At 62.0% G+C, this 17,886-nt stretch carries 18 protein-coding genes and 4 tRNA genes; 18 read left to right on the forward strand and 4 right to left on the reverse strand.

The window, feature by feature from the left end; all coding sequences use genetic code 11:
* Window positions 1-98 precede the first annotated feature (98 nt).
* The 6 genes from RCF49_RS22295 to RCF49_RS22320 all read left to right on the forward strand — a co-directional run bounded on the left by RCF49_RS22295 (window position 99) and on the right by RCF49_RS22320 (window position 5,002).
* Window positions 99-716, forward strand: coding sequence for a LysE family translocator (locus RCF49_RS22295; RefSeq protein WP_342641978.1), 618 nt, complete (start codon window positions 99-101; stop codon window positions 714-716).
* 15 nt (window positions 717-731) lie between these two features.
* Window positions 732-1,229, forward strand: coding sequence for a pantetheine-phosphate adenylyltransferase (gene coaD, locus RCF49_RS22300; RefSeq protein ID WP_342641979.1), 498 nt, complete (start codon window positions 732-734; stop codon window positions 1,227-1,229).
* Window positions 1,230-1,264: 35 nt separating this feature from the next.
* Window positions 1,265-1,819 carry a peptidylprolyl isomerase gene (locus tag RCF49_RS22305; RefSeq protein WP_432807357.1) on the forward strand — a complete coding sequence of 185 codons (555 nt, stop codon included), beginning with the start codon at window positions 1,265-1,267 and terminating at the stop codon, window positions 1,817-1,819.
* Window positions 1,820-1,867: 48 nt separating this feature from the next.
* Window positions 1,868-2,974, forward strand: coding sequence for a tRNA preQ1(34) S-adenosylmethionine ribosyltransferase-isomerase QueA (gene queA / locus RCF49_RS22310; RefSeq protein WP_342641980.1), 1,107 nt, complete (start codon window positions 1,868-1,870; stop codon window positions 2,972-2,974).
* On the forward strand, window positions 2,971-4,104 hold the full coding sequence (gene tgt / locus RCF49_RS22315) for a tRNA guanosine(34) transglycosylase Tgt (protein WP_342641981.1): 1,134 nt from the start codon (window positions 2,971-2,973) through the stop codon (window positions 4,102-4,104). Before queA ends, tgt begins: the two co-directional genes overlap by 4 nt.
* 154 nt (window positions 4,105-4,258) lie before the next feature.
* Window positions 4,259-5,002 (forward strand): class I SAM-dependent methyltransferase, encoded by a 744-nt coding sequence (locus tag RCF49_RS22320; RefSeq protein ID WP_342641982.1) that lies wholly within the window; start codon window positions 4,259-4,261, stop codon window positions 5,000-5,002.
* A gap of 29 nt (window positions 5,003-5,031) precedes the next feature.
* Here RCF49_RS22320 and RCF49_RS22325 read toward each other — a convergent pair whose 3' ends face one another.
* A complete protein-coding gene (locus RCF49_RS22325) occupies window positions 5,032-5,598 on the reverse strand; it encodes a hypothetical protein (RefSeq protein WP_342641983.1) in 567 nt (188 codons plus the stop codon).
* 85 nt (window positions 5,599-5,683) lie between these two features.
* Window positions 5,684-6,424, reverse strand: a complete 741-nt coding sequence (locus RCF49_RS22330; RefSeq protein WP_342641984.1) for an SDR family NAD(P)-dependent oxidoreductase — start codon at window positions 6,422-6,424, stop codon at window positions 5,684-5,686.
* 53 nt (window positions 6,425-6,477) lie between these two features.
* On the opposite strand from RCF49_RS22330, the gene RCF49_RS22335 reads away from it, so the two are divergent.
* On the forward strand, window positions 6,478-7,167 hold the full coding sequence (locus tag RCF49_RS22335) for a TetR/AcrR family transcriptional regulator (RefSeq protein WP_342641985.1): 690 nt from the start codon (window positions 6,478-6,480) through the stop codon (window positions 7,165-7,167).
* A 57-nt stretch (window positions 7,168-7,224) separates the two neighbouring features.
* Here the strand turns inward: RCF49_RS22335 and RCF49_RS22340 are convergent.
* Both RCF49_RS22340 and rlmB read right to left on the reverse strand, forming a co-directional pair.
* A tRNA-Thr gene (locus RCF49_RS22340) sits at window positions 7,225-7,300 on the reverse strand.
* Between the two features lie 122 nt (window positions 7,301-7,422).
* On the reverse strand, window positions 7,423-8,115 hold the full coding sequence (rlmB, locus tag RCF49_RS22345; RefSeq protein ID WP_342641986.1) for a 23S rRNA (guanosine(2251)-2'-O)-methyltransferase RlmB: 693 nt from the start codon (window positions 8,113-8,115) through the stop codon (window positions 7,423-7,425).
* Between the two features lie 245 nt (window positions 8,116-8,360).
* Between rlmB and RCF49_RS22350 the strand changes: the two genes are divergently transcribed.
* The 11 genes from RCF49_RS22350 to rpoB all read left to right on the forward strand — a co-directional run bounded on the left by RCF49_RS22350 (window position 8,361) and on the right by rpoB (window position 17,869).
* Window positions 8,361-8,445 (forward strand) — tRNA-Tyr (locus RCF49_RS22350).
* A gap of 143 nt (window positions 8,446-8,588) precedes the next feature.
* Window positions 8,589-8,662, forward strand: a tRNA-Gly gene (locus tag RCF49_RS22355).
* 85 nt (window positions 8,663-8,747) lie between these two features.
* Window positions 8,748-9,941 (forward strand): elongation factor Tu, encoded by a 1,194-nt coding sequence (gene tuf, locus RCF49_RS22360; protein ID WP_342641987.1) that lies wholly within the window; start codon window positions 8,748-8,750, stop codon window positions 9,939-9,941.
* Window positions 9,942-10,065: 124 nt separating this feature from the next.
* Window positions 10,066-10,141 (forward strand) — tRNA-Trp (locus RCF49_RS22365).
* Window positions 10,142-10,265: 124 nt separating this feature from the next.
* A complete protein-coding gene (gene secE, locus RCF49_RS22370; protein ID WP_342641988.1) occupies window positions 10,266-10,463 on the forward strand; it encodes a preprotein translocase subunit SecE in 198 nt (65 codons plus the stop codon).
* 15 nt (window positions 10,464-10,478) lie between these two features.
* Entirely contained in the window at window positions 10,479-11,009 is a 531-nt protein-coding gene (gene nusG, locus RCF49_RS22375) for a transcription termination/antitermination protein NusG (RefSeq protein ID WP_342641989.1), read from the forward strand.
* A 129-nt stretch (window positions 11,010-11,138) separates the two neighbouring features.
* Entirely contained in the window at window positions 11,139-11,567 is a 429-nt protein-coding gene (rplK, locus tag RCF49_RS22380) for a 50S ribosomal protein L11 (RefSeq protein WP_342641990.1), read from the forward strand.
* Between the two features lie 3 nt (window positions 11,568-11,570).
* The gene (gene rplA, locus RCF49_RS22385; RefSeq protein ID WP_342641991.1) at window positions 11,571-12,272 is read left to right on the forward strand and encodes a 50S ribosomal protein L1; all 702 of its coding nucleotides are present in this window, start codon (window positions 11,571-11,573) and stop codon (window positions 12,270-12,272) included.
* Window positions 12,273-12,680: 408 nt separating this feature from the next.
* Window positions 12,681-13,199 carry a 50S ribosomal protein L10 gene (gene rplJ, locus RCF49_RS22390; RefSeq protein WP_342641992.1) on the forward strand — a complete coding sequence of 173 codons (519 nt, stop codon included), beginning with the start codon at window positions 12,681-12,683 and terminating at the stop codon, window positions 13,197-13,199.
* Window positions 13,200-13,249: 50 nt separating this feature from the next.
* On the forward strand, window positions 13,250-13,630 hold the full coding sequence (gene rplL, locus RCF49_RS22395; RefSeq protein ID WP_342641993.1) for a 50S ribosomal protein L7/L12: 381 nt from the start codon (window positions 13,250-13,252) through the stop codon (window positions 13,628-13,630).
* A 153-nt stretch (window positions 13,631-13,783) separates the two neighbouring features.
* The gene (gene rpoB, locus RCF49_RS22400; protein WP_342641994.1) at window positions 13,784-17,869 is read left to right on the forward strand and encodes a DNA-directed RNA polymerase subunit beta; all 4,086 of its coding nucleotides are present in this window, start codon (window positions 13,784-13,786) and stop codon (window positions 17,867-17,869) included.
* The last annotated feature ends 17 nt before the right edge of the window (window positions 17,870-17,886 follow it).

A 17,886-nucleotide genomic window follows, 5' to 3' on the forward strand; every position in this document is an offset into this window, starting at 1 on the left:
CCAAGCACACAGATGGTCCTGGCTGTCGATCCCGCTCTTGACCTTTTGCGTTAGGCATGGGCTGGATCACCGATCCGTTTTGGGGAAGGTGCTGCCTCATGTCCGTGGAAACCTATTTGGCCCTGCTGGTGGCCACCCTGGTCGTCATCATCATTCCCGGTCCAACGGTCACCCTCGTTCTTGGAAATTCCCTGCGCTATGGCCCCCGTGCCGGCTTGCTCAATATTGCCGGCACCCAGATCGGACTGGCCCTCATGCTGGCCATTCTCATCCTTGGCCTTGCCTCGGTCATCGAGATTGTGGGCCACTGGTTCGAATGGATCAGGCTGATTGGTGCCGCCTATCTCATCTGGATCGGCATCAAGACCATTCGCGCGAGCGGCCGGGAACCCGTAACCGGCGAGCTGCCGCCCTTACCGCGCGGCGGCTTCGTCCTGCAGGGCTTTATCGTCATTCTCAGCAACCCCAAGGCCTTGCTGTTCTTCGGGGCCTTCTTCCCGCAATTCGTTGATCCCCATGGTGACTATGTCGGCCAGCTTCTCCTGGCGGGGGTCACTTTCATGGTGCTCGCAACCGTATCAGACGGTATGTATGCCCTGCTCGCAGGACGCCTGAGGGAGAGCCTGTCGCGCAAACGTGTCGCCCTGGTGAACCGGATGTCCGGCTGTGTAATGGTGTGTGGTGGTGTCTGGCTCGCAATGGCGCGGCGGAGCTGAATGGAGGAGCAAGAAATGCTCGTTGGCTTCTATCCCGGAAGCTTTGACCCGGTCACCAATGGCCATGTCGACATCATTTCGCGCGCGGCGCGCATCTTTGATCGGCTGGTGCTTGCGGTGGGTATACATCACGGCAAGACCCCGCTGCTTTCTGCCGAAATCCGGGTGGAGCTGATGGAGGAGGTCTGTGTGCCCATCGGGCAAGACTACGGCTGCGAGATCAAGGTGACCACGTTTGACAATCTCGCTGTTGAGGCGGCCATTGCCAATGGCGCATCCGTGATGGTGCGAGGCTTGCGCGACTCCAGCGACTTTGACTACGAGGTTCAGATGGCGCAGATGAATGCCGGCATGAACCGTGAGGTTGAGACGATCTTCTTCGCTGCCAGCGCGAACACGCGCATGATCGCGTCTTCACTGGTCAAGCAGATCGCCCGGATGGGCGGCGATATTTCGCCCTTCGTTCCCGATATCGCCCGGCGCCGTATCGATGCGGCTTTGCAGCGTCAGTAATTAGTCAACGACCACAGGAAGGCTGAAAGGTTAAAATGATCGATATCCTGAAAATGCTGTCCGCCGTCATGCTGTTCGCCATGGTGCCGGGGGTGGCTCATGCGGCGCAGCCAAACGATCCCGAGAACACCATTTATCTCGACCTCAAGGATGGCCGCGTGGTGATCAGGCTGCGGCCCGACCTTGCGCCGATGCATGTCGCCCGCATCAAGAAGCTCGCGCGCGAGGGCTTCTATAACGGGGTGAAATTCCACCGGGTCATTGATGGCTTCATGGCCCAGACGGGTGACCCGACCGGCACCGGCATGGGCGGCTCGAACGAGCCGGACCTCAAGGCCGAATTCAGCAAGGAGCCGTTCCGCCGCGGCACGTTGGGCATGGCCCGCACCCAGGATCCCAATAGCGCCAACAGCCAGTTCTTCATCTGCTTCGAGGATGCGAGCTTCCTCAATGGCCAATACACCGTGTTCGGCGAAGTGGTCGATGGCATGGAGTTCGTGGACAAGATCAAGAAGGGCGCAGGCGGCAACGGCATGGTCAGCAATCCTGATGTGATCGTCAAAATGCAGGTTGCTGCCGACGCGAAATAATCGCCTGGGCGAGTCAAGGCGAACGCGCTGAGCGATCAAGGACCACAGATGCGTGTCGACGATTTTGACTTCGAGCTGCCGGAGGCATCCATTGCCTTACGGCCGGCCGTGCCGCGTGATGCAGCGCGCCTGCTGGTGGTGCGCCCGGAGTCAACGCGCGAGATCGTCGACAGCACCGTGCGCGCGCTCGCCGATCAGCTCACAGCCGGCGATGTGCTCGTGTTCAACGACACCCGCGTCATCCCGGCGCGTCTGACCGGGCGCAGGCTCGGTCGCGGTGATTACGAGCCGGTGATCGAGGCGACCCTGATCGAGCAGTCTGACGAGGCCACCTGGCTCGCGCTCGCCAAGCCTGGCCGGAAGCTGCAGCCGGGTGACCGCCTGCGTTTCGGCGCCGACCCTCATGTCTGCGAGGCCGAGAGCCTGGATGCGACCGTCGCGGCGAAAGGCGACAACGGCGAAGTGACCCTTGCCTTCGATATTGCCGGGCCCTTTCTCGACGAGCGCCTGAAGCTCTTCGGCATTTTGCCTCTCCCGCCTTACATTGCCGCCCGGCGACCGGAGGATGCCCGCGATGCCGTGGATTATCAGACCGTGTTTGCCCGCAGGGAAGGGGCGGTTGCCGCACCGACCGCCGGCCTGCATTTCACCGAAGAGCTCCTGTCGGAACTGGACAAGCGCGGCATCGGCCATGTCTTCGTCACGTTGAATGTGGGCGCCGGAACCTTCCTGCCGGTCAAGGTTGAAGACACGGCCGACCACCGCATGCATAGCGAGACCGGCGAGATCACCCCCGAAACGGCCGACCGGCTCAATCTGGCGCGTGCCGCGGGCCACCGTATCGTCGCGGTGGGCACCACCTCTCTGCGCCTGCTCGAGAGCGCCGCTGACGATGAGGGCCGCATCCATCCCTTCGCGGGAGCAACCGATATCTTCATCACGCCGGGCTATCGCTTCAAGGCGGTCGATGTGCTGATGACCAATTTCCACTTGCCGCGTTCGACCCTGTTCATGCTGGTTGCGGCCTTCTCGGGGCTGGGCCGGATGAAGCAGGCCTATGCCCATGCCATCGAAGCAGGCTATCGCTTTTATTCCTATGGCGATGCTTGCCTGCTTTTCCCCGATCGCAGCCTCTGGTTCAAACCCACCCTATGAAACCGCGCAACATCGTCTTCACCCGCCTCGCTGAGGACGGGGCGGCGCGCCTCGGCCGCATCGATACCCCGCGTGGCGAGATCCGCACCCCCGCCTTCATGCCGGTTGGCACAGCCGGAACCGTGAAGGCGCTCTATTGTGAGCAGGTGCGCGCTGCCGGCGCCGACATTGTTCTCGGCAACACCTATCATTTGATGCTGCGCCCCGGCGCGGAACGGCTCGCCCGGCTTGGCGGCCTGCATAGCTTCATGGGCTGGCAGCGACCGATCCTCACCGATTCCGGCGGCTTCCAGGTGATGTCCTTGTCCAAGCTGCGCAAGGTGACCGATCATGGGGTGACCTTCCAGTCTCACATCGATGGCTCGCGTCACCTGCTCACACCGGAACGGGCCATGGAGATCCAGGCGCAGATCGGCTCGGATATTCGCATGGTGCTCGATGAATGCGTCGCCTGGCCATGCAGCGAGCAGGATGCCGAACGGGCCATGATGCTTTCCCTGCGCTGGGCCGAGCGGTCGAGGCACGCCTTTGGCGCGCCACAGGATCAGGCATTGTTCGGGATCGTCCAGGGCAGCACCTTCAGGCATTTGCGTGAGATCTCCGCGCGCGAGCTCGTCGAAATCGGCTTCGACGGCTATGCGGTCGGCGGGCTTGCAGTAGGCGAGGGGCAGGAGATGATGCTCCAGACCCTCGACTACACCGTTCCCATGCTGCCTGAGGACCGGCCGCGCTACCTAATGGGCGTCGGCACGCCTGACGACCTCGTCAAGGCGGTGGCGCGCGGCATCGACATGTTCGACTGCGTGATGCCCACCCGTTCCGGCCGCCATGGCAAGGCCTTCACCCGCTTTGGGGCCATCAACCTGAAGAATGCCCGCCATGCGGATGATCCGCGTCCGTTGGATGAGGCAAGCCCTTGTCCTGCCGCGAGCCAATATAGCCGCGCCTATCTGCATCACCTCTTCAAGGCCGAGGAGCTTCTGGGCCGGATGCTCCTCTCCTGGGCCAATATCGCCTATTACCAGGAGCTGATGGCCGGCATGCGCGCGGCAATTGCGGAGGGGCGTTTCGCGGATTTCGCCGCCGAGACCATAGCCGGCTGGCAACGCGGCGATATCCCGGCGCTCTGAGCCATTGATATGCCGGGTGGCGCCTTGGCGTGCCGCCATTGAGCCTTCTTGTCAGATCGCCATAACGGCCAGGCATGGCTGCGGGGCCCGTCTTGACAGCTCGCCTATGCCGTGCGCCCCTTCAGCAGTCTCGGCCAAACGCACAGGATGTCGCATGGTCAATGTTCACATACATCATTTCGTTTCGACCGGCGATGTCGTGGACGCCGAAGCCCTTCGGGTGTTTCAGTCCCAATGGGCCATCTATCAGAAACTGGTAGACAGCGATGTCCTAAGCCACGGCGAAGTTAGCCGTATATTGCATGCGACCCTGACGGAGCGCTTTCCCGCGCCCTTCTGCTTTCTGGACATAGCCTGTGGCGATGCGAGCTTGGCAAAGGCGGCGCTGAGCGGCACTCGGGTCCGGCACTATCATGGGATTGACCTTGCGGGACCGGCCATCGAGCTGGCGGCCGCCAATCTTGCGAGCGAGCCCTACGCGGTTGATCTCGATCACCGCGATTTTGTTGCCGCCATGGCCGATCGGCCGGAACATGCGGATGCGGTATGGTGCGGCCTCTCCCTCCATCACCTCCCGACCGCCGACAAGCTGCGCTTGATGGAGGAGGTTCGCGGCGTCACGGGCGACCGCGGTATCTTTCTCATTTATGAGCCCACCTTCCATGAAGGCGAGGATCGCAACGACTATCTCGATCGAACCTGGTCTATCATCTCAAAGCGATGGACGAGCCTCACCCCTGCGGAACTTGAGCAGGTTTGGCAGCATATCCAGACGAGCGATCTGCCTGAACCTGCCAATACATGGCTTGATCTCGGGCGCAGAGCGGGATTTTCGCATTCGCGCCAGCTGTTCACGGATCCAACCGATCTCTACCGCTTGTTCCGCTATGACCCTTGATGGCGAGCTCGGATCGCGCCCCGCGCGGGTCAATGAAGGGCCGCCTTGCGGAAGAGGTAGGCTGATACAAGCCAGAGCCCGCCAAAGAAGCCGGTGAGCAACATAATGGCTTCGGGAAAGCTCGGCGCAGTGGAGCCCAGCCCTGAAGCAAGCGCGATGGCGCCGACCAGCGCCTGACCGATGGCAGTTGCAAGCAACGCCCGCGCCATGCCGCTTGCCCTGAAGCGTGCCATGATGGCACCGATGAGACCAATGGCGAGCACGCCGGCATACAGCAAATTGGCGGGGTTCTCCTCAGAGCCGATGATGCCGACGGCGCCGTTGATCCAGATGAGAAGCACTGCTGCTGCGAGTGCAATGCTCACCGCTGCCCGATATCGGCGACTACATGTCAGTCTGGCGGCCACTTCGAAAGTGACACCCGTCGCAAGGATGAGTGCGCCAGCGATGGCGAAATCGGCTCCGCTCCAGTTCACCTCATCGCTGAACTGCATCGCGATCCACGGGGTCAGCAGCAAGAGCGCGGCAAGGGCCCAGCCGGCCGTTCTCCACTGCCTGCCGCGCGGTGCACCACCGGTTTTGGGCCATCCTGCCATGACCTTCCTCCGCCCATAGATCGGCGAGTTGTTTTTAGCATCGGCCGCGGGTGGTCAGCACGAAGATTATGATGGAGCCACCTCGTTAGGCATTGATGCCGCCATCGACTGCAAGCTCGGCACCGGTGATGTGGCGCCCATCTTCACTGGCAAGAAAGGCGACACTTGCAGCGATGTCTTCGGGCGAGCCGTACTGACCCAGCGCGATCCGCTGCCGCTGGCCTTCCGCGCCCGCGCCTGTGGCCGGGTTCATGTCCGTATCGGTCGGCCCCGGATGAACGATGTTGACCGTCGTTCCGTTGCTGCCGAGATCTCGAGCCAACCCCTTCGTTAGTCCAACCAAGGCAGCCTTCGTCATTGCATAGACGGCGAGGCCCGGACCGGGCACCTGGCTGGCAAGACAGCTGCCGATATTGATGATTCGGCTTTTCGGCCCGAGATGGGGAATGGCGGCACGGCTCGCAAGCACCACAGCTCTGACATTGACGGCGAGACTGCGTTCTATGCCTTCGACGGACAGTTCCTCAAGCCGGCCAACTTCGAGAATCCCGGCATTGTTGACCAATATGTCGAGCCCGCCGAGCTGCGCCACCGCCGCGGACACCATATCCTCGGCCGCTCGGCTGTCGGCACTGTCCGCAGCGATCGCGACGGCCCGCCGCCCTGTCGCACGGATCTCCTCAACCACCCGCTTCGCGGCTTCGGCCGAACGCTGATAGGTGATGGCGACATCGGCACCTTCCGCAGCCAGCCGTCGCGCGATCGCCGCGCCGATTCCACGGCTCCCGCCGGTGACGAGTGCCCGTTTGCCCTGAAGTTTGCTCATGGTCGAGTCCTTTTGTATTGATCGCTAAAAAATGTCTACGAGTCATTGCGGGCATGGTCAAGGGCATTTATGTATTGATCGATAAAATAGAGGTGGGCATGCGAACAGGACGGCCGCGCAGTTTCGACCGGGATCGTGCATTGGCAACCGCAATGGAGATTTTCTGGCGGAAGGGGTTTGCCGCAACCTCCATCGCGGATCTATGCGCTGCGCTGGCGATCGCACCGCCGAGCCTCTATGCCGCATTCGGCAGCAAGGAGAGCCTCTATGAGGAATGCATCTCCCATTACATGAACAACCTCGCGCCGCGGGTTTGGCACGGGTTCGACAAGGCAGCGACTGCCCGCGAAGCCATTGAGGCGCTTCTCTGTCAATCCGCCGATGTGTTGCCCGCAGCAGATAAGCCGGGCGGATGCATGGTCACCTTGTCGAACCCGGGCGGCGAAGGAAGCGAGAGGCTTGGCCAGTTCCTTGAGGATGCGAGGCGTCAAAGCCTTGAGCTCGTCGAGAGGAGGATCAGGCAAGCGATCGCCACGGGAGAGATCAGCAGCCGCGCAGACCCGGCCACGATGGCACGCTATTTTCTAAGCGTCCAGCAAGGCATGTCCATCCAGGCACGCGACGGCTCGACGGCCGAAGAGCTGCGTGCCGTGGCCTGTGCTGCGATGAAGGCATGGCCCGCCCTTGCCCATGGCGACGAAGGCGAAGAGCAGGGGCCAAAGGCGCCGCTCACAGGGCGGTGACGACCAACGGCCGGCCTGACGAAAGGCGAGTGCGGCTTATGCCAGGTGGGAGAAAGCTGGTGCCGGCAGCAGGGCTCGAACCCGCGACCCCCTGATTACAAATCAGGTGCTCTACCTGCTGAGCTATGCCGGCCTCAAACTGAGCCTAGTGCGCAAACTCAGCGAAACCGTGACAGTCCGCTGAACATGTGCTGCGCTGCCGCGATCAATCTCGTAAGCGGCAGGGCGGTGTCAAGCCAAATTAGGAGCATTGCCTTAAGGCCGCGCTGTTTGGGCGATATAGAGCGCGATCGCCGCAGCGGTCGAGACGTTGAGGCTCACGATTCGCCCCGGCAGCGAGATCCGGGCCAGGAGATCGCAGCGCTCGCGGGTCAATCGGCGCAATCCCTTGCCCTCCGCCCCAAGCACCAGGGCGAGGGGCGGCTGGAGCGGCGCTGTGACCAAGTCGTTGTCTGCCTCGCTGTCGAGGCCGATGACCGTGAAGCCCTTCTCCTTGATAGCTTCGATCGCACGGGCGAGATTGGTCTCCCTGATCACGGCCACATGCTCGAGCCCGCCGCTCGCTGCCTTGGCCAAGGTCGCCGTCATGCCTGGCCCGTGGCGCTCCGTGGTGATCAGCGCGTGAACCCCGAACGCCGCAGCGACCCGCAGGATCGCCCCAAAGTTATGGGGATCGGAGACCTGATCCAGCACCAGAACCACGCCCTCGGCCGGAACATCCTCCAGCAGGACCGAATCGAGCGGCTGCGCCTCGAGCACCAGGCCTTGATGGACGCTGCCGGAACCGGCCAATTGCTCCAAGACATGCGGGGCGACGAGCTCGACCGCCAGTCCGGACGGCAGCTTGCCCTCGAGCCGCTGTAGAGCATTCTGGGTCGCCCAGAGTTTGATCAGGCGACGCCGCGGATTGGCGAGCGCGGCCTCCACCGAATGGCGGCCATAAAGCAAATTCCGCTCCGAAGCGGGAGCTTTTGAGGGGCTTGAGCGATGGGGGCGAGCGGGTTTCATGCCAATCCTATAGGCCAGCTGAGGCCCGTTCACCACCAGCTTGTCCACTGCCTTGGGAACGTTCGCAAAATTCTCCGCGGACCGGGGTTGACAGTGTGGCCGCCCATCTCCATAACACGCCCATTGCTGCCCGGGAAACGGTCCGGGACGGTCTCGTGCGCTCTACGCACGGCAGACATTGGCACGGAGGGGTGCCCGAGTGGTTAAAGGGGACGGACTGTAAATCCGTTGGCTTAGCCTACGTTGGTTCGAATCCAACCCCCTCCACCAACCAATGTCCGCCTGGCGCGTCTCGCTCGCCCTTGCATTGCCTTTGAGGCTGGCGGCGGTCCGGGATGTCGCGCAATCGCCCGGTCCTATCCGGGGTGGTGGTGCGGAACAGCCGCCGCGCCATCTGCCCTGTGGCGCAATATGCGGGTGTAGCTCAATGGTAGAGCAGAAGCCTTCCAAGCTTAAGATGAGGGTTCGATTCCCTTCACCCGCTCCAGTTCGACCAGCGGCTCAGCGGCGTTCCTTCGCCACCTTCGGAGTACAAGGCCCTGTAGGGGCTAGATGGACAAGGACAGTTTGAGATGGCCAAGCAGAAGTTCGATCGTTCGAAGCCGCATGTGAACATTGGGACGATTGGTCATGTTGATCATGGGAAGACGTCTCTGACGGCGGCGATCACGAAGGTTCTGGCGGAGACTGGCGGGGCGACGTTTACGGCCTATGACCAGATTGACAAGGCGCCTGAGGAGAAGGCGCGCGGGATCACGATCTCGACCTCGCATGTGGAATATGAGACGAAGAACCGTCACTATGCGCATGTGGACTGCCCTGGGCACGCGGACTATGTGAAGAACATGATCACGGGTGCGGCGCAGATGGACGGGGCGATCCTGGTTGTGTCGGCTGCTGACGGCCCGATGCCGCAGACGCGCGAGCACATTCTTCTGGCGCGTCAGGTTGGCGTTCCGGCTCTGGTTGTGTTCCTGAACAAGGTTGACCAGGTTGATGATCCCGAGCTTCTGGAGCTCGTGGAGATGGAGGTGCGCGAGCTTCTGTCGAAATACGATTTCCCTGGCGACGACATTCCGGTTGTGTCGGGCTCGGCGCTTGCGGCGCTTGAGGATCGCGATCCCGAGGGGATTGGCCGGGCCTCGGTGCTGAAGCTGATGGAGGCTGTGGATGCCTATATCCCGACGCCAGAGCGTCCGAAGGACCAGCCGTTCCTGATGCCGATCGAGGATGTGTTCTCGATTTCGGGGCGTGGCACGGTGGTGACGGGCCGCATCGAGCGTGGCGTTGTGAAGGTCGGCGAGGAAGTTGAGATCGTCGGCATCAAGGACACGCGCAAGACGACGGTGACGGGCGTGGAGATGTTCCGCAAGCTGCTGGATCAGGGCGAGGCTGGGGACAACATTGGTGCGCTGCTGCGCGGCATCGACCGCGAGATGGTTGAGCGTGGGCAGGTTTTGTGCAAGCCGGGCTCGGTGAAGCCGCACAAGAAGTTCACGGCTGAGGCCTATATCCTGACCAAGGAGGAGGGTGGCCGTCATACGCCATTCTTCACCAACTACCGTCCGCAATTCTATTTCCGGACGACGGATGTGACGGGCGTGGTGACGCTGCCGGAAGGCGTGGAGATGGTGATGCCGGGCGACAACGTGTCGATGAGCGTGGAACTGATCACGCCGATCGCCATGGAAGAGAAGCTGCGCTTCGCCATCCGTGAAGGCGGCCGCACCGTCGGCGCCGGCGTCGTCTCCTCAATCGAAGAGTAAGACACGAAACGGCTGAAGCCGCGGACCAGCCGCGCCTTGGGGCTGGTCTGTCGGCTCAAGCGGTGCTAAGGATGCGCCGGCGGCTGATTTGGTCCCGGGATTGCGCGGGGCCTGAGAAGAGTTTAGGGGTGTAGCTCAGTTGGTAGAGCGGCGGTCTCCAAAACCGCAGGTCGGGGGTTCGAGACCCTCCGCCCCTGCCAGAACAGGATGACGCGATTGGGTGTGGTCGATGAAGGCCAGCCCAGCGCGTGTTCTGTCGTTTGTGGATTTTGATCGAGCACGTCTCGCGTGAGCCAGTGACGCTCCCGAGGCAGCGGAGTGAAGATGGCGAAGACGAATCCATTCCAGTTCGTGCAGCAGGTCCGTGCCGAAATGGCCAAGGTGACCTGGCCGACGCGCAAGGAGACGATGATCACCACGGCGATGGTGATGATCATGGTTGTGTTCGCTTCCCTGTTCTTCCTCCTGGTCGACGAGATCCTGAGCTTTGCCGTTGGCTATGTGCTCGGGATCCGGGCGTGAATAGGGTGCGGAAGAATGGCTAAGCGCTGGTACATCGTTCACACCTATTCGAATTTTGAGAAAAAGGTGGCGGAAACCCTGAAGGAGCAGGCAGCTCAGCAGGGTCTTGAGCATCTTTTCGAGGATATTCTGGTGCCGACTGAGGAAGTCGTCGAGGTCCGCCGTGGCCGCAAGGTGACGAGCGAGCGGCGCTTCTTCCCCGGTTACGTGCTCGTGCGGATGGAAATGACCGATCAGGCCTATCATCTCATCCGCAACATCCCCAAGGTGACTGGGTTCTTGGGCTCCGACAACCGGCCGATCCCCATCTCCAACGCGGAGGCGGAGCGCATCCTTCACCAGGTGAAGGAGGGCGTCGAGCGCCCGCGGCCTTCGGTCATGTTCGAGGTTGGCGAGCAGGTCAAAGTGTCGGATGGTCCCTTCGCCTCCTTCAATGGACTTGTCGAGGAAGTCGACGAGGAACGTTCGCGGCTCAAGGTGGCCGTGTCGATTTTTGGCCGGCCGACGCCGGTCGAACTGGAATTCGGGCAGGTCGAGAAGGTCTGAACGGCCACTCGCTCCCGATACCGGTGGAAGGTCTATGCGGCGCGCCTGCCTGCGGGTCGCTCAACTCTTGAAGACCGCACCACCACCCTCTGAAAGCTGACTGTCGGCCGCGCCGACCAAGAGGACGAAATGGCAAAGAAGATTACCGGATATGTAAAGCTGCAGGTTCCTGCAGCCTCGGCGACCCCGTCGCCCCCGATTGGACCCGCGCTCGGTCAGCGCGGCCTCAACATTATGGAATTCTGCAAGGCCTTCAACGCCGCCACGCAGGATCTCGAGAAGGGTGCGCCTTGCCCGACCGTCATCACGGTCTATCAGGACAAGTCCTTCACGTTCGAGATCAAGACGCCGCCGGCCAGCTACCTGCTGCGCCAGGCCGCCAAGGTCGCCAAGGGTTCGAAGGAAGCAGGCCGCACCACCGTTGGTTCCGTCACCATGGACCAGGTGCGCCAGATCGCCCAGACCAAGCTGAAGGATCTGAACGCGCGCGATCTCGACCAGGCCGCGAAGATCATCGCGGGTTCCGCCCGCTCCATGGGCCTGCAGGTGGTGGAGTAAGACATGGCCAAGATTGCCAAGCGCATTGCCAAGATCAACGAGGGCATCGATCGCAACCGGGCCTATGAGCTCAACGAGGCGCTGAAGCTTCTGAAGGAGCGTGCGGTCGCCAAGTTCGACGAGACGATCGAGATTGCCTTGAATCTCGGTGTTGATCCCCGCCATGCGGACCAGATGGTCCGCGGCGTCTGTCAGCTGCCGAACGGCTCGGGCCGCGATGTTCGCGTCGCCGTCTTTGCCCGTGGGGAAAAGGCCGATCAGGCCAAGGCTGCGGGCGCCGAGATCGTTGGAGCCGAGGACCTGGTCGAGCGCATTCAGGCCGGGAATGTCGATTTCGACCGCTGCATCGCGACCCCGGACATGATGCCGCTTGTTGGCCGTCTCGGTAAGGTTTTGGGCCCGCGCGGCCTGATGCCGAACCCGAAGGTCGGCACCGTGACCCCCGACGTTGCCGCAGCCGTCAAGGCAGCCAAGGGCGGCGCGGTCGAGTTCAAGGTGGAGAAGGCGGGCATCGTCCATGGCGGTGTGGGTAAGGCGAGCTTCACGGAAGACGCGTTGGTCGGCAATATCCGCGCCTTTGTCGACGCGGTCGTGAAGGCCAAGCCTGCGGGCGCCAAGGGCACCTATCTCAAGAAGGTCTCGCTGAGCTCGACAATGGGCCCAGGCGTCAAGGTTGACCTTGCCAGCCTTACGGTCTCGGCGTAATAAAGCGGGTTCGTTTACAAGATTCGCTTGAATTGGTCGGGCGTCGCACCGATCTATTGAAGCGTTTGGTCCGATTCGGCGACGCTTGTCGGCGTCGCCGTTCCATCGGGCCGAAGTCCTGTCCGAGATTGCAGGTGCGGGGTTAAGTCCCGCTTAATGATTTTGCCTGCATGAGACGGGGAATGGGTTAATCGGCGGATCAGGTCGCATCGGTGATGCAGCCTCGTCCTCGATTGGTTCGAACCTCGGTTTCGCGGCACTCTCCCTCAAGGAGGCGTGGCGGGGCAGGCAGTGAGCGCCACTGGTGGCGGTCATCAGCCTAATCGAGGGTGGTGGTCTGCTCGCTGGTGGCATGGAGTGGGCGCGCGGCGTTCCCGTTGGAGCGAAGCGCACACGAGGAGAGAGCAAGTGGATAGAGCTGAAAAGCAAGAGCTCATCAACACGCTCAACCAGGTGTTCCAGACCACCGGCGTCGTCGTGGTGGTTGGCTACCAGGGCCTGACCGCGGCGCAGATGAATGCCCTGCGCGGCAACATGGCCGAGGCCGATGCGACCTTCAAGGTCGCGAAGAATCGCCTGGTCAAGCTTGCTCTTGATGGCACGGAATCGGACGGCATCAAGGACCTGTTCAAGGGTCCGACCGCCGTGGCCTATTCGGCCGATCCGATCGCCGCGCCAAAGGCATTGGTCGCCTACGCCAAAGCGAATGAGAAGCTGGTGATCTTAGGGGGTGCCCTGGGGTCGCGAGTTCTCGATGCCGATGGCGTGAAGGCTTTGGCTGAACTGCCGTCTCTCGACGAGTTGAGAGGCAAGCTGATCGGCCTCATCCAGGCTCCCGCCAGCCGTATCGCCAGCGTGCTCCAGGCACCTGGTGGTCAGCTTGCGCGAGTTCTGAATGCCTATGCCACCAAGGGCGAGGCCGCCTGACGGCCGTCTTATGGGTACTGGTTCGAACCGATTGAGAGAAAGTGAAAGAAATGGCTGATCTGTCGAAGATTGTTGACGAGCTGTCGAGCCTGACGGTTCTCGAGGCTGCCGAGCTGTCGAAGCTCCTGGAAGAGAAGTGGGGCGTTTCCGCCGCTGCGCCGGTCGCGGTTGCAGCTGTTGGCGGTGGCGCTGCAGGTGCTGCAGCGCCTGCTGAGGAGCAGACCGAGTTCACGGTCATGCTGAACTCTGCTGGCGACAAGAAGATCAACGTGATCAAGGTCGTCCGCGAGATCACCTCGCTGGGCCTCAAGGAGGCGAAGGACCTGGTCGAAGGCGCGCCGAAGCCGGTTAAGGAAGGCGTGTCCAAGGCCGAGGGCGAGGATATCAAGAAGAAGCTGGAAGAGGCTGGCGCAACGGTTGAGCTTAAATAGTTTCTTTCGGGCTCGGGAAAGGGCTGCCTCCGCGGCCCTTTCTCGTGGCCTCAATAAGCTGAATATTCCCGACGGTTTTCCAGGCAGCCGCCGCGTAGGGCTGCCCGGAAAGCCGTTTAAAGCGTTGAATGATGCGCTCACGAAGGAGCCGAAATGACTCAGACTTTCACCGGTCGCAGGCGGGTCCGCAAATTCTTTGGCCGTATGCAAGAAGTTGCGGAAATGCCGAACCTCATCGAGGTTCAGAAGGAATCCTATCGTCAGTTCCTTCAGGTGGATGAGCCGGCAGGTGGACGTGAGGATACCGGTCTGCAGGCCGTGTTCAAGTCCGTATTCCCCATCAGCGATTTTTCTGGGCAGGCGATGCTGGAATTCGTGCGTTACGAGTTCGAGCCGCCCAAATATGATGTGGATGAATGCCAGCAGCGTGGCATGACCTTCGCGGCGCCGCTCAAGGTCACCCTGCGTCTCATCGTTTTTGAGATTGATGATGAGACGGGCGCGAAATCGGTCAAGGACATCAAGGAGCAGGATGTCTATATGGGCGATATGCCCTTCATGACCGATAACGGCACATTCGTCGTCAACGGCACCGAGCGCGTCATTGTCTCCCAGATGCACCGCTCGCCAGGCGTGTTCTTCGACCATGACCGCGGCAAGACCCATTCGAGCGGCAAGCTGCTGTTCGCCGGCCGTATCATCCCCTATCGCGGCTCGTGGCTCGATTTCGAGTTCGACGCCAAGGACATCGTCTATGTCCGGATCGACCGCCGCCGCAAGCTGCCGGTGACGACGCTGTTCTATGCGCTCGGCCTCGATGGCGAGGAGATCCTCCACTATTTCTACGACACGGTAACCTATACCCGCACCGATGAGGGCTGGCGCACGCCATTTGATCCCAAGCGCTATCGCGGCGTGAAGCCGGAGCGTGACCTGATCAATGCGGCAACTGGCGAGGTGGCGGTCGAGGCTGGCCGCAAGATCACCCCACGCCTTGCCCGCAAGCTGGCGGAAGAGGGCCTGACCGAGCTGCTCGTGCGCAACGAGGACCTTTACGGTGCCTATGTCGCCGATGAGCTGGTCAATCCCGAGACCGGCGAGATTTATGCGGAAGCCGGCGACGAGATCAATGAGGCGATGTTGAAGCTGCTGGAGGAGGCCGGCTATCAGGAGCTGCGCATCCTCGACATCGATCACATCACCACCGGCGCCTATATGCGCAACACGCTGAAGACAGACAAGGTGGAGAACTACGAGCAGGCGCTGCTCGAGATCTACCGTGTCATGCGCCCAGGCGAGCCGCCCACCCGTGAGACGGCGGAGGCGCTGTTCCACGGCCTGTTCTCCGATCCCGAGCGTTATGACCTCTCGGCCGTCGGCCGTGTGAAGCTCAACATGCGCCTTGATCTCAACAGCCCGGACACGCTGCGCACCCTGACCCGCGAGGATATTCTCGCGGTCGTCAAGATGCTGACCGACCTGCGCGACGGCAAGGGCGAGATCGATGACATCGACCATCTCGGCAATCGCCGCGTGCGCTCCGTCGGCGAGCTCATGGAGAACCAGTTCCGCGTCGGCCTGGTTCGCATGGAGCGGGCGATCCGCGAGCGCATGAGCTCGGTCGACATCGACACGGTGATGCCCCATGACCTGATCAATGCCAAGCCCGTGGCAGCGGCCGTGCGCGAGTTCTTCGGATCCTCGCAGCTGTCCCAGTTCATGGATCAGACGAACCCATTGTCGGAAGTCACGCACAAGCGCCGTCTTTCGGCTCTTGGGCCAGGCGGTCTGACCCGCGAGCGGGCGGGCTTCGAGGTGCGCGACGTGCACCCGACCCATTATGGCCGCATCTGTCCGATCGAGACGCCGGAAGGCCCGAATATCGGCCTGATCAACTCGCTGGCGACCTTTGCCCGGGTCAATAAATACGGCTTCATCGAGGCGCCCTACCGCAAGGTGAAGGGCGGCCGCGTGACCGACGAGGTGGTCTATCTCTCGGCGATCGAGGAGGCGAAGTACCACATCGGCCAGGCGAACGTGCTGCTCGACGACGAGGGGCGTTTCCTGGAGGAGCTGGTCACCGCCCGCATCGCCGGCGATGTGACCATGGTCTCACCCGACCGGCTCGACTATGTCGATGTGTCGCCCAAGCAGCTGGTCTCGGTTGCCGCAGCGCTCATTCCGTTCCTCGAGAATGACGACGCCAACCGCGCTCTGATGGGCTCGAACATGCAGCGCCAGGCTGTGCCCCTGATCAAGACCGATGCGCCGCTCGTCGGCACCGGCATGGAGGAGGTCGTCGCCCGCGATTCGGGCGCTGCCATTTCCGCCCGCCGCACCGGCATTGTCGATCAGGTCGACTCGCGCCGTATCGTGATCCGGGCCACCGAGGAGACCGATCCGTCCCGCTCCGGCGTGGACATCTACAACCTCGCGAAGTTCCAGCGCTCCAACCAGAACACCTGTATCAACCAGCGCCCGCTCGTCCGGGTGGGTGATCGGGTGAGGGCAGGCGACATCATCGCTGATGGGCCCTCGACCGATCTCGGCGATCTGGCGCTCGGCCGGAACGTGCTCGTCGCGTTCATGCCCTGGAACGGGTACAATTTCGAGGACTCGATCCTGATCTCGGAACGGGCCGTCCGCGACGACATTTTCACCTCTATCCACATCGAGGAATTTGAGGTGATGGCGCGTGACACCAAGCTCGGGCCGGAGGAAATCACCCGCGACATTCCCAATGTCGGTGAGGAGGCCCTCAAGAACCTGGATGAGGCCGGCATTGTCTATATTGGTGCCGAGGTGAAGCCGGGTGATATCCTGGTGGGCAAGATCACGCCCAAGGGCGAAAGCCCGATGACGCCGGAAGAGAAGCTCTTGCGGGCGATCTTCGGCGAGAAGGCGTCTGACGTCCGCGACACCAGCCTCCGTGTGCCGCCTGGCGTGCAGGGCACGATCGTCGAGGTTAGGGTCTTCAACCGCCATGGCGTCGATAAGGACGAGCGCGCGCTCGCCATCGAACGCGAGGAGATCGAGCGTCTCGCCAAGGACCGCGACGACGAGTTGGCGATCCTTGATCGCAACACCTATGGCCGCCTGGCGGACTTCCTCACCGGGAAGGAAGCAGCGGGCGGGCCGCGCGGGTTCAAGGTCGAGGGCAAGATCGACAATGCCAAGCTTGACGAGATGCCCCGCTCGAAATGGTGGGAGATCGCGCTGGTCGACGAGAAGTCGCTCTCCGAGCTCGAAGCTATGCGCCAGCAATATGAAGACTCCAAGAAGCGCCTTGAGCAGCGTTTCCTGGACAAGGTGGAGAAGCTGCAGCGTGGCGATGAGCTGCCGCCCGGCGTGATGAAGATGGTCAAGGTCTTCGTTGCGGTGAAGCGGAAGATCCAGCCTGGCGACAAGATGGCCGGCCGTCACGGCAATAAGGGTGTCATTTCCAGGATCGTTCCGATCGAGGATATGCCCTTTGCCGAAGACGGGACCCCGGTCGACATGGTGCTCAACCCGCTTGGCGTGCCGAGCCGTATGAATGTCGGACAGATCTTGGAGACCCATCTGGGCTGGGCCTGTGCCGGGCTTGGACGGCAGATCGCCGAGCTGTGCGACATGTATTACGAGAACCGGGACGTTGCGCCCCTGAAGAAGAAGCTTGAGAGCATCTATGGCAAAGGTGACGGCCTTGCCGAGCTGAAGGACGAGGAACTCGTCTCCTTGGCTGACAGCATGCGCGGCGGCGTTCCCATGGCGACCCCCGTCTTCGACGGCGCCAAGGAAGAGGACATCGTCCACATGCTCGAAGAGGCCGGCGTCTCAAGCTCGGGTCAGGTGACGCTCTATGACGGCCGCACCGGTGAGGCCTTCGACCGTAAGGTGACTGTTGGCTATATCTACATGCTGAAGCTGCATCACCTGGTCGATGACAAGATCCATGCCCGTTCGATCGGCCCATACAGCTTGGTGACCCAGCAGCCGCTGGGCGGCAAGGCGCAGTTCGGCGGTCAGCGCTTCGGAGAAATGGAGGTCTGGGCGCTCGAAGCTTACGGCGCTGCCTATACCTTGCAGGAGATGTTGACGGTGAAGTCGGACGACGTGGCCGGCCGCACCAAGGTCTACGAGGCGATCGTCCGTGGCGACGACACCTTCGAGGCCGGCATCCCCGAAAGCTTCAACGTGCTGGTCAAGGAGATGCGCTCGCTCGGCCTCAATGTCGAGCTGACGTCCTCGGATACCTGATCGTCCCGTCACGAAAA

It is taken from the genome of Rhodoligotrophos sp. CJ14 (assembly GCF_038811545.1).
Lineage (GTDB): Bacteria > Pseudomonadota > Alphaproteobacteria > Rhizobiales > Im1 > Rhodoligotrophos > Rhodoligotrophos ferricapiens.

Excerpts from the sequence above, each read along its gene's own strand:
- RCF49_RS22295 (WP_342641978.1), top strand. The coding sequence starts at position 99 with ATGTCCGTGGAAACCTATTTGGCCCTGCTGGTGGCCACCCTGGTCGTC.
- coaD (WP_342641979.1), top strand. The coding sequence starts at position 732 with ATGCTCGTTGGCTTCTATCCCGGAAGCTTTGACCCGGTCACCAATGGC.
- RCF49_RS22305 (WP_432807357.1), top strand. The coding sequence starts at position 1,265 with ATGATCGATATCCTGAAAATGCTGTCCGCCGTCATGCTGTTCGCCATG.
- queA (WP_342641980.1), top strand. The coding sequence starts at position 1,868 with ATGCGTGTCGACGATTTTGACTTCGAGCTGCCGGAGGCATCCATTGCC.
- tgt (WP_342641981.1), top strand. The coding sequence starts at position 2,971 with ATGAAACCGCGCAACATCGTCTTCACCCGCCTCGCTGAGGACGGGGCG.
- RCF49_RS22320 (WP_342641982.1), top strand. The coding sequence starts at position 4,259 with ATGGTCAATGTTCACATACATCATTTCGTTTCGACCGGCGATGTCGTG.
- RCF49_RS22325 (WP_342641983.1), bottom strand. The coding sequence starts at position 5,598 with ATGGCAGGATGGCCCAAAACCGGTGGTGCACCGCGCGGCAGGCAGTGG.
- RCF49_RS22330 (WP_342641984.1), bottom strand. The coding sequence starts at position 6,424 with ATGAGCAAACTTCAGGGCAAACGGGCACTCGTCACCGGCGGGAGCCGT.
- RCF49_RS22335 (WP_342641985.1), top strand. The coding sequence starts at position 6,478 with ATGGTCAAGGGCATTTATGTATTGATCGATAAAATAGAGGTGGGCATG.
- tuf (WP_342641987.1), top strand. The coding sequence starts at position 8,748 with ATGGCCAAGCAGAAGTTCGATCGTTCGAAGCCGCATGTGAACATTGGG.
- secE (WP_342641988.1), top strand. The coding sequence starts at position 10,266 with ATGGCGAAGACGAATCCATTCCAGTTCGTGCAGCAGGTCCGTGCCGAA.
- nusG (WP_342641989.1), top strand. The coding sequence starts at position 10,479 with ATGGCTAAGCGCTGGTACATCGTTCACACCTATTCGAATTTTGAGAAA.
- rplK (WP_342641990.1), top strand. The coding sequence starts at position 11,139 with ATGGCAAAGAAGATTACCGGATATGTAAAGCTGCAGGTTCCTGCAGCC.
- rplA (WP_342641991.1), top strand. The coding sequence starts at position 11,571 with ATGGCCAAGATTGCCAAGCGCATTGCCAAGATCAACGAGGGCATCGAT.
- rplL (WP_342641993.1), top strand. The coding sequence starts at position 13,250 with ATGGCTGATCTGTCGAAGATTGTTGACGAGCTGTCGAGCCTGACGGTT.
- rpoB (WP_342641994.1), top strand. The coding sequence starts at position 13,784 with ATGACTCAGACTTTCACCGGTCGCAGGCGGGTCCGCAAATTCTTTGGC.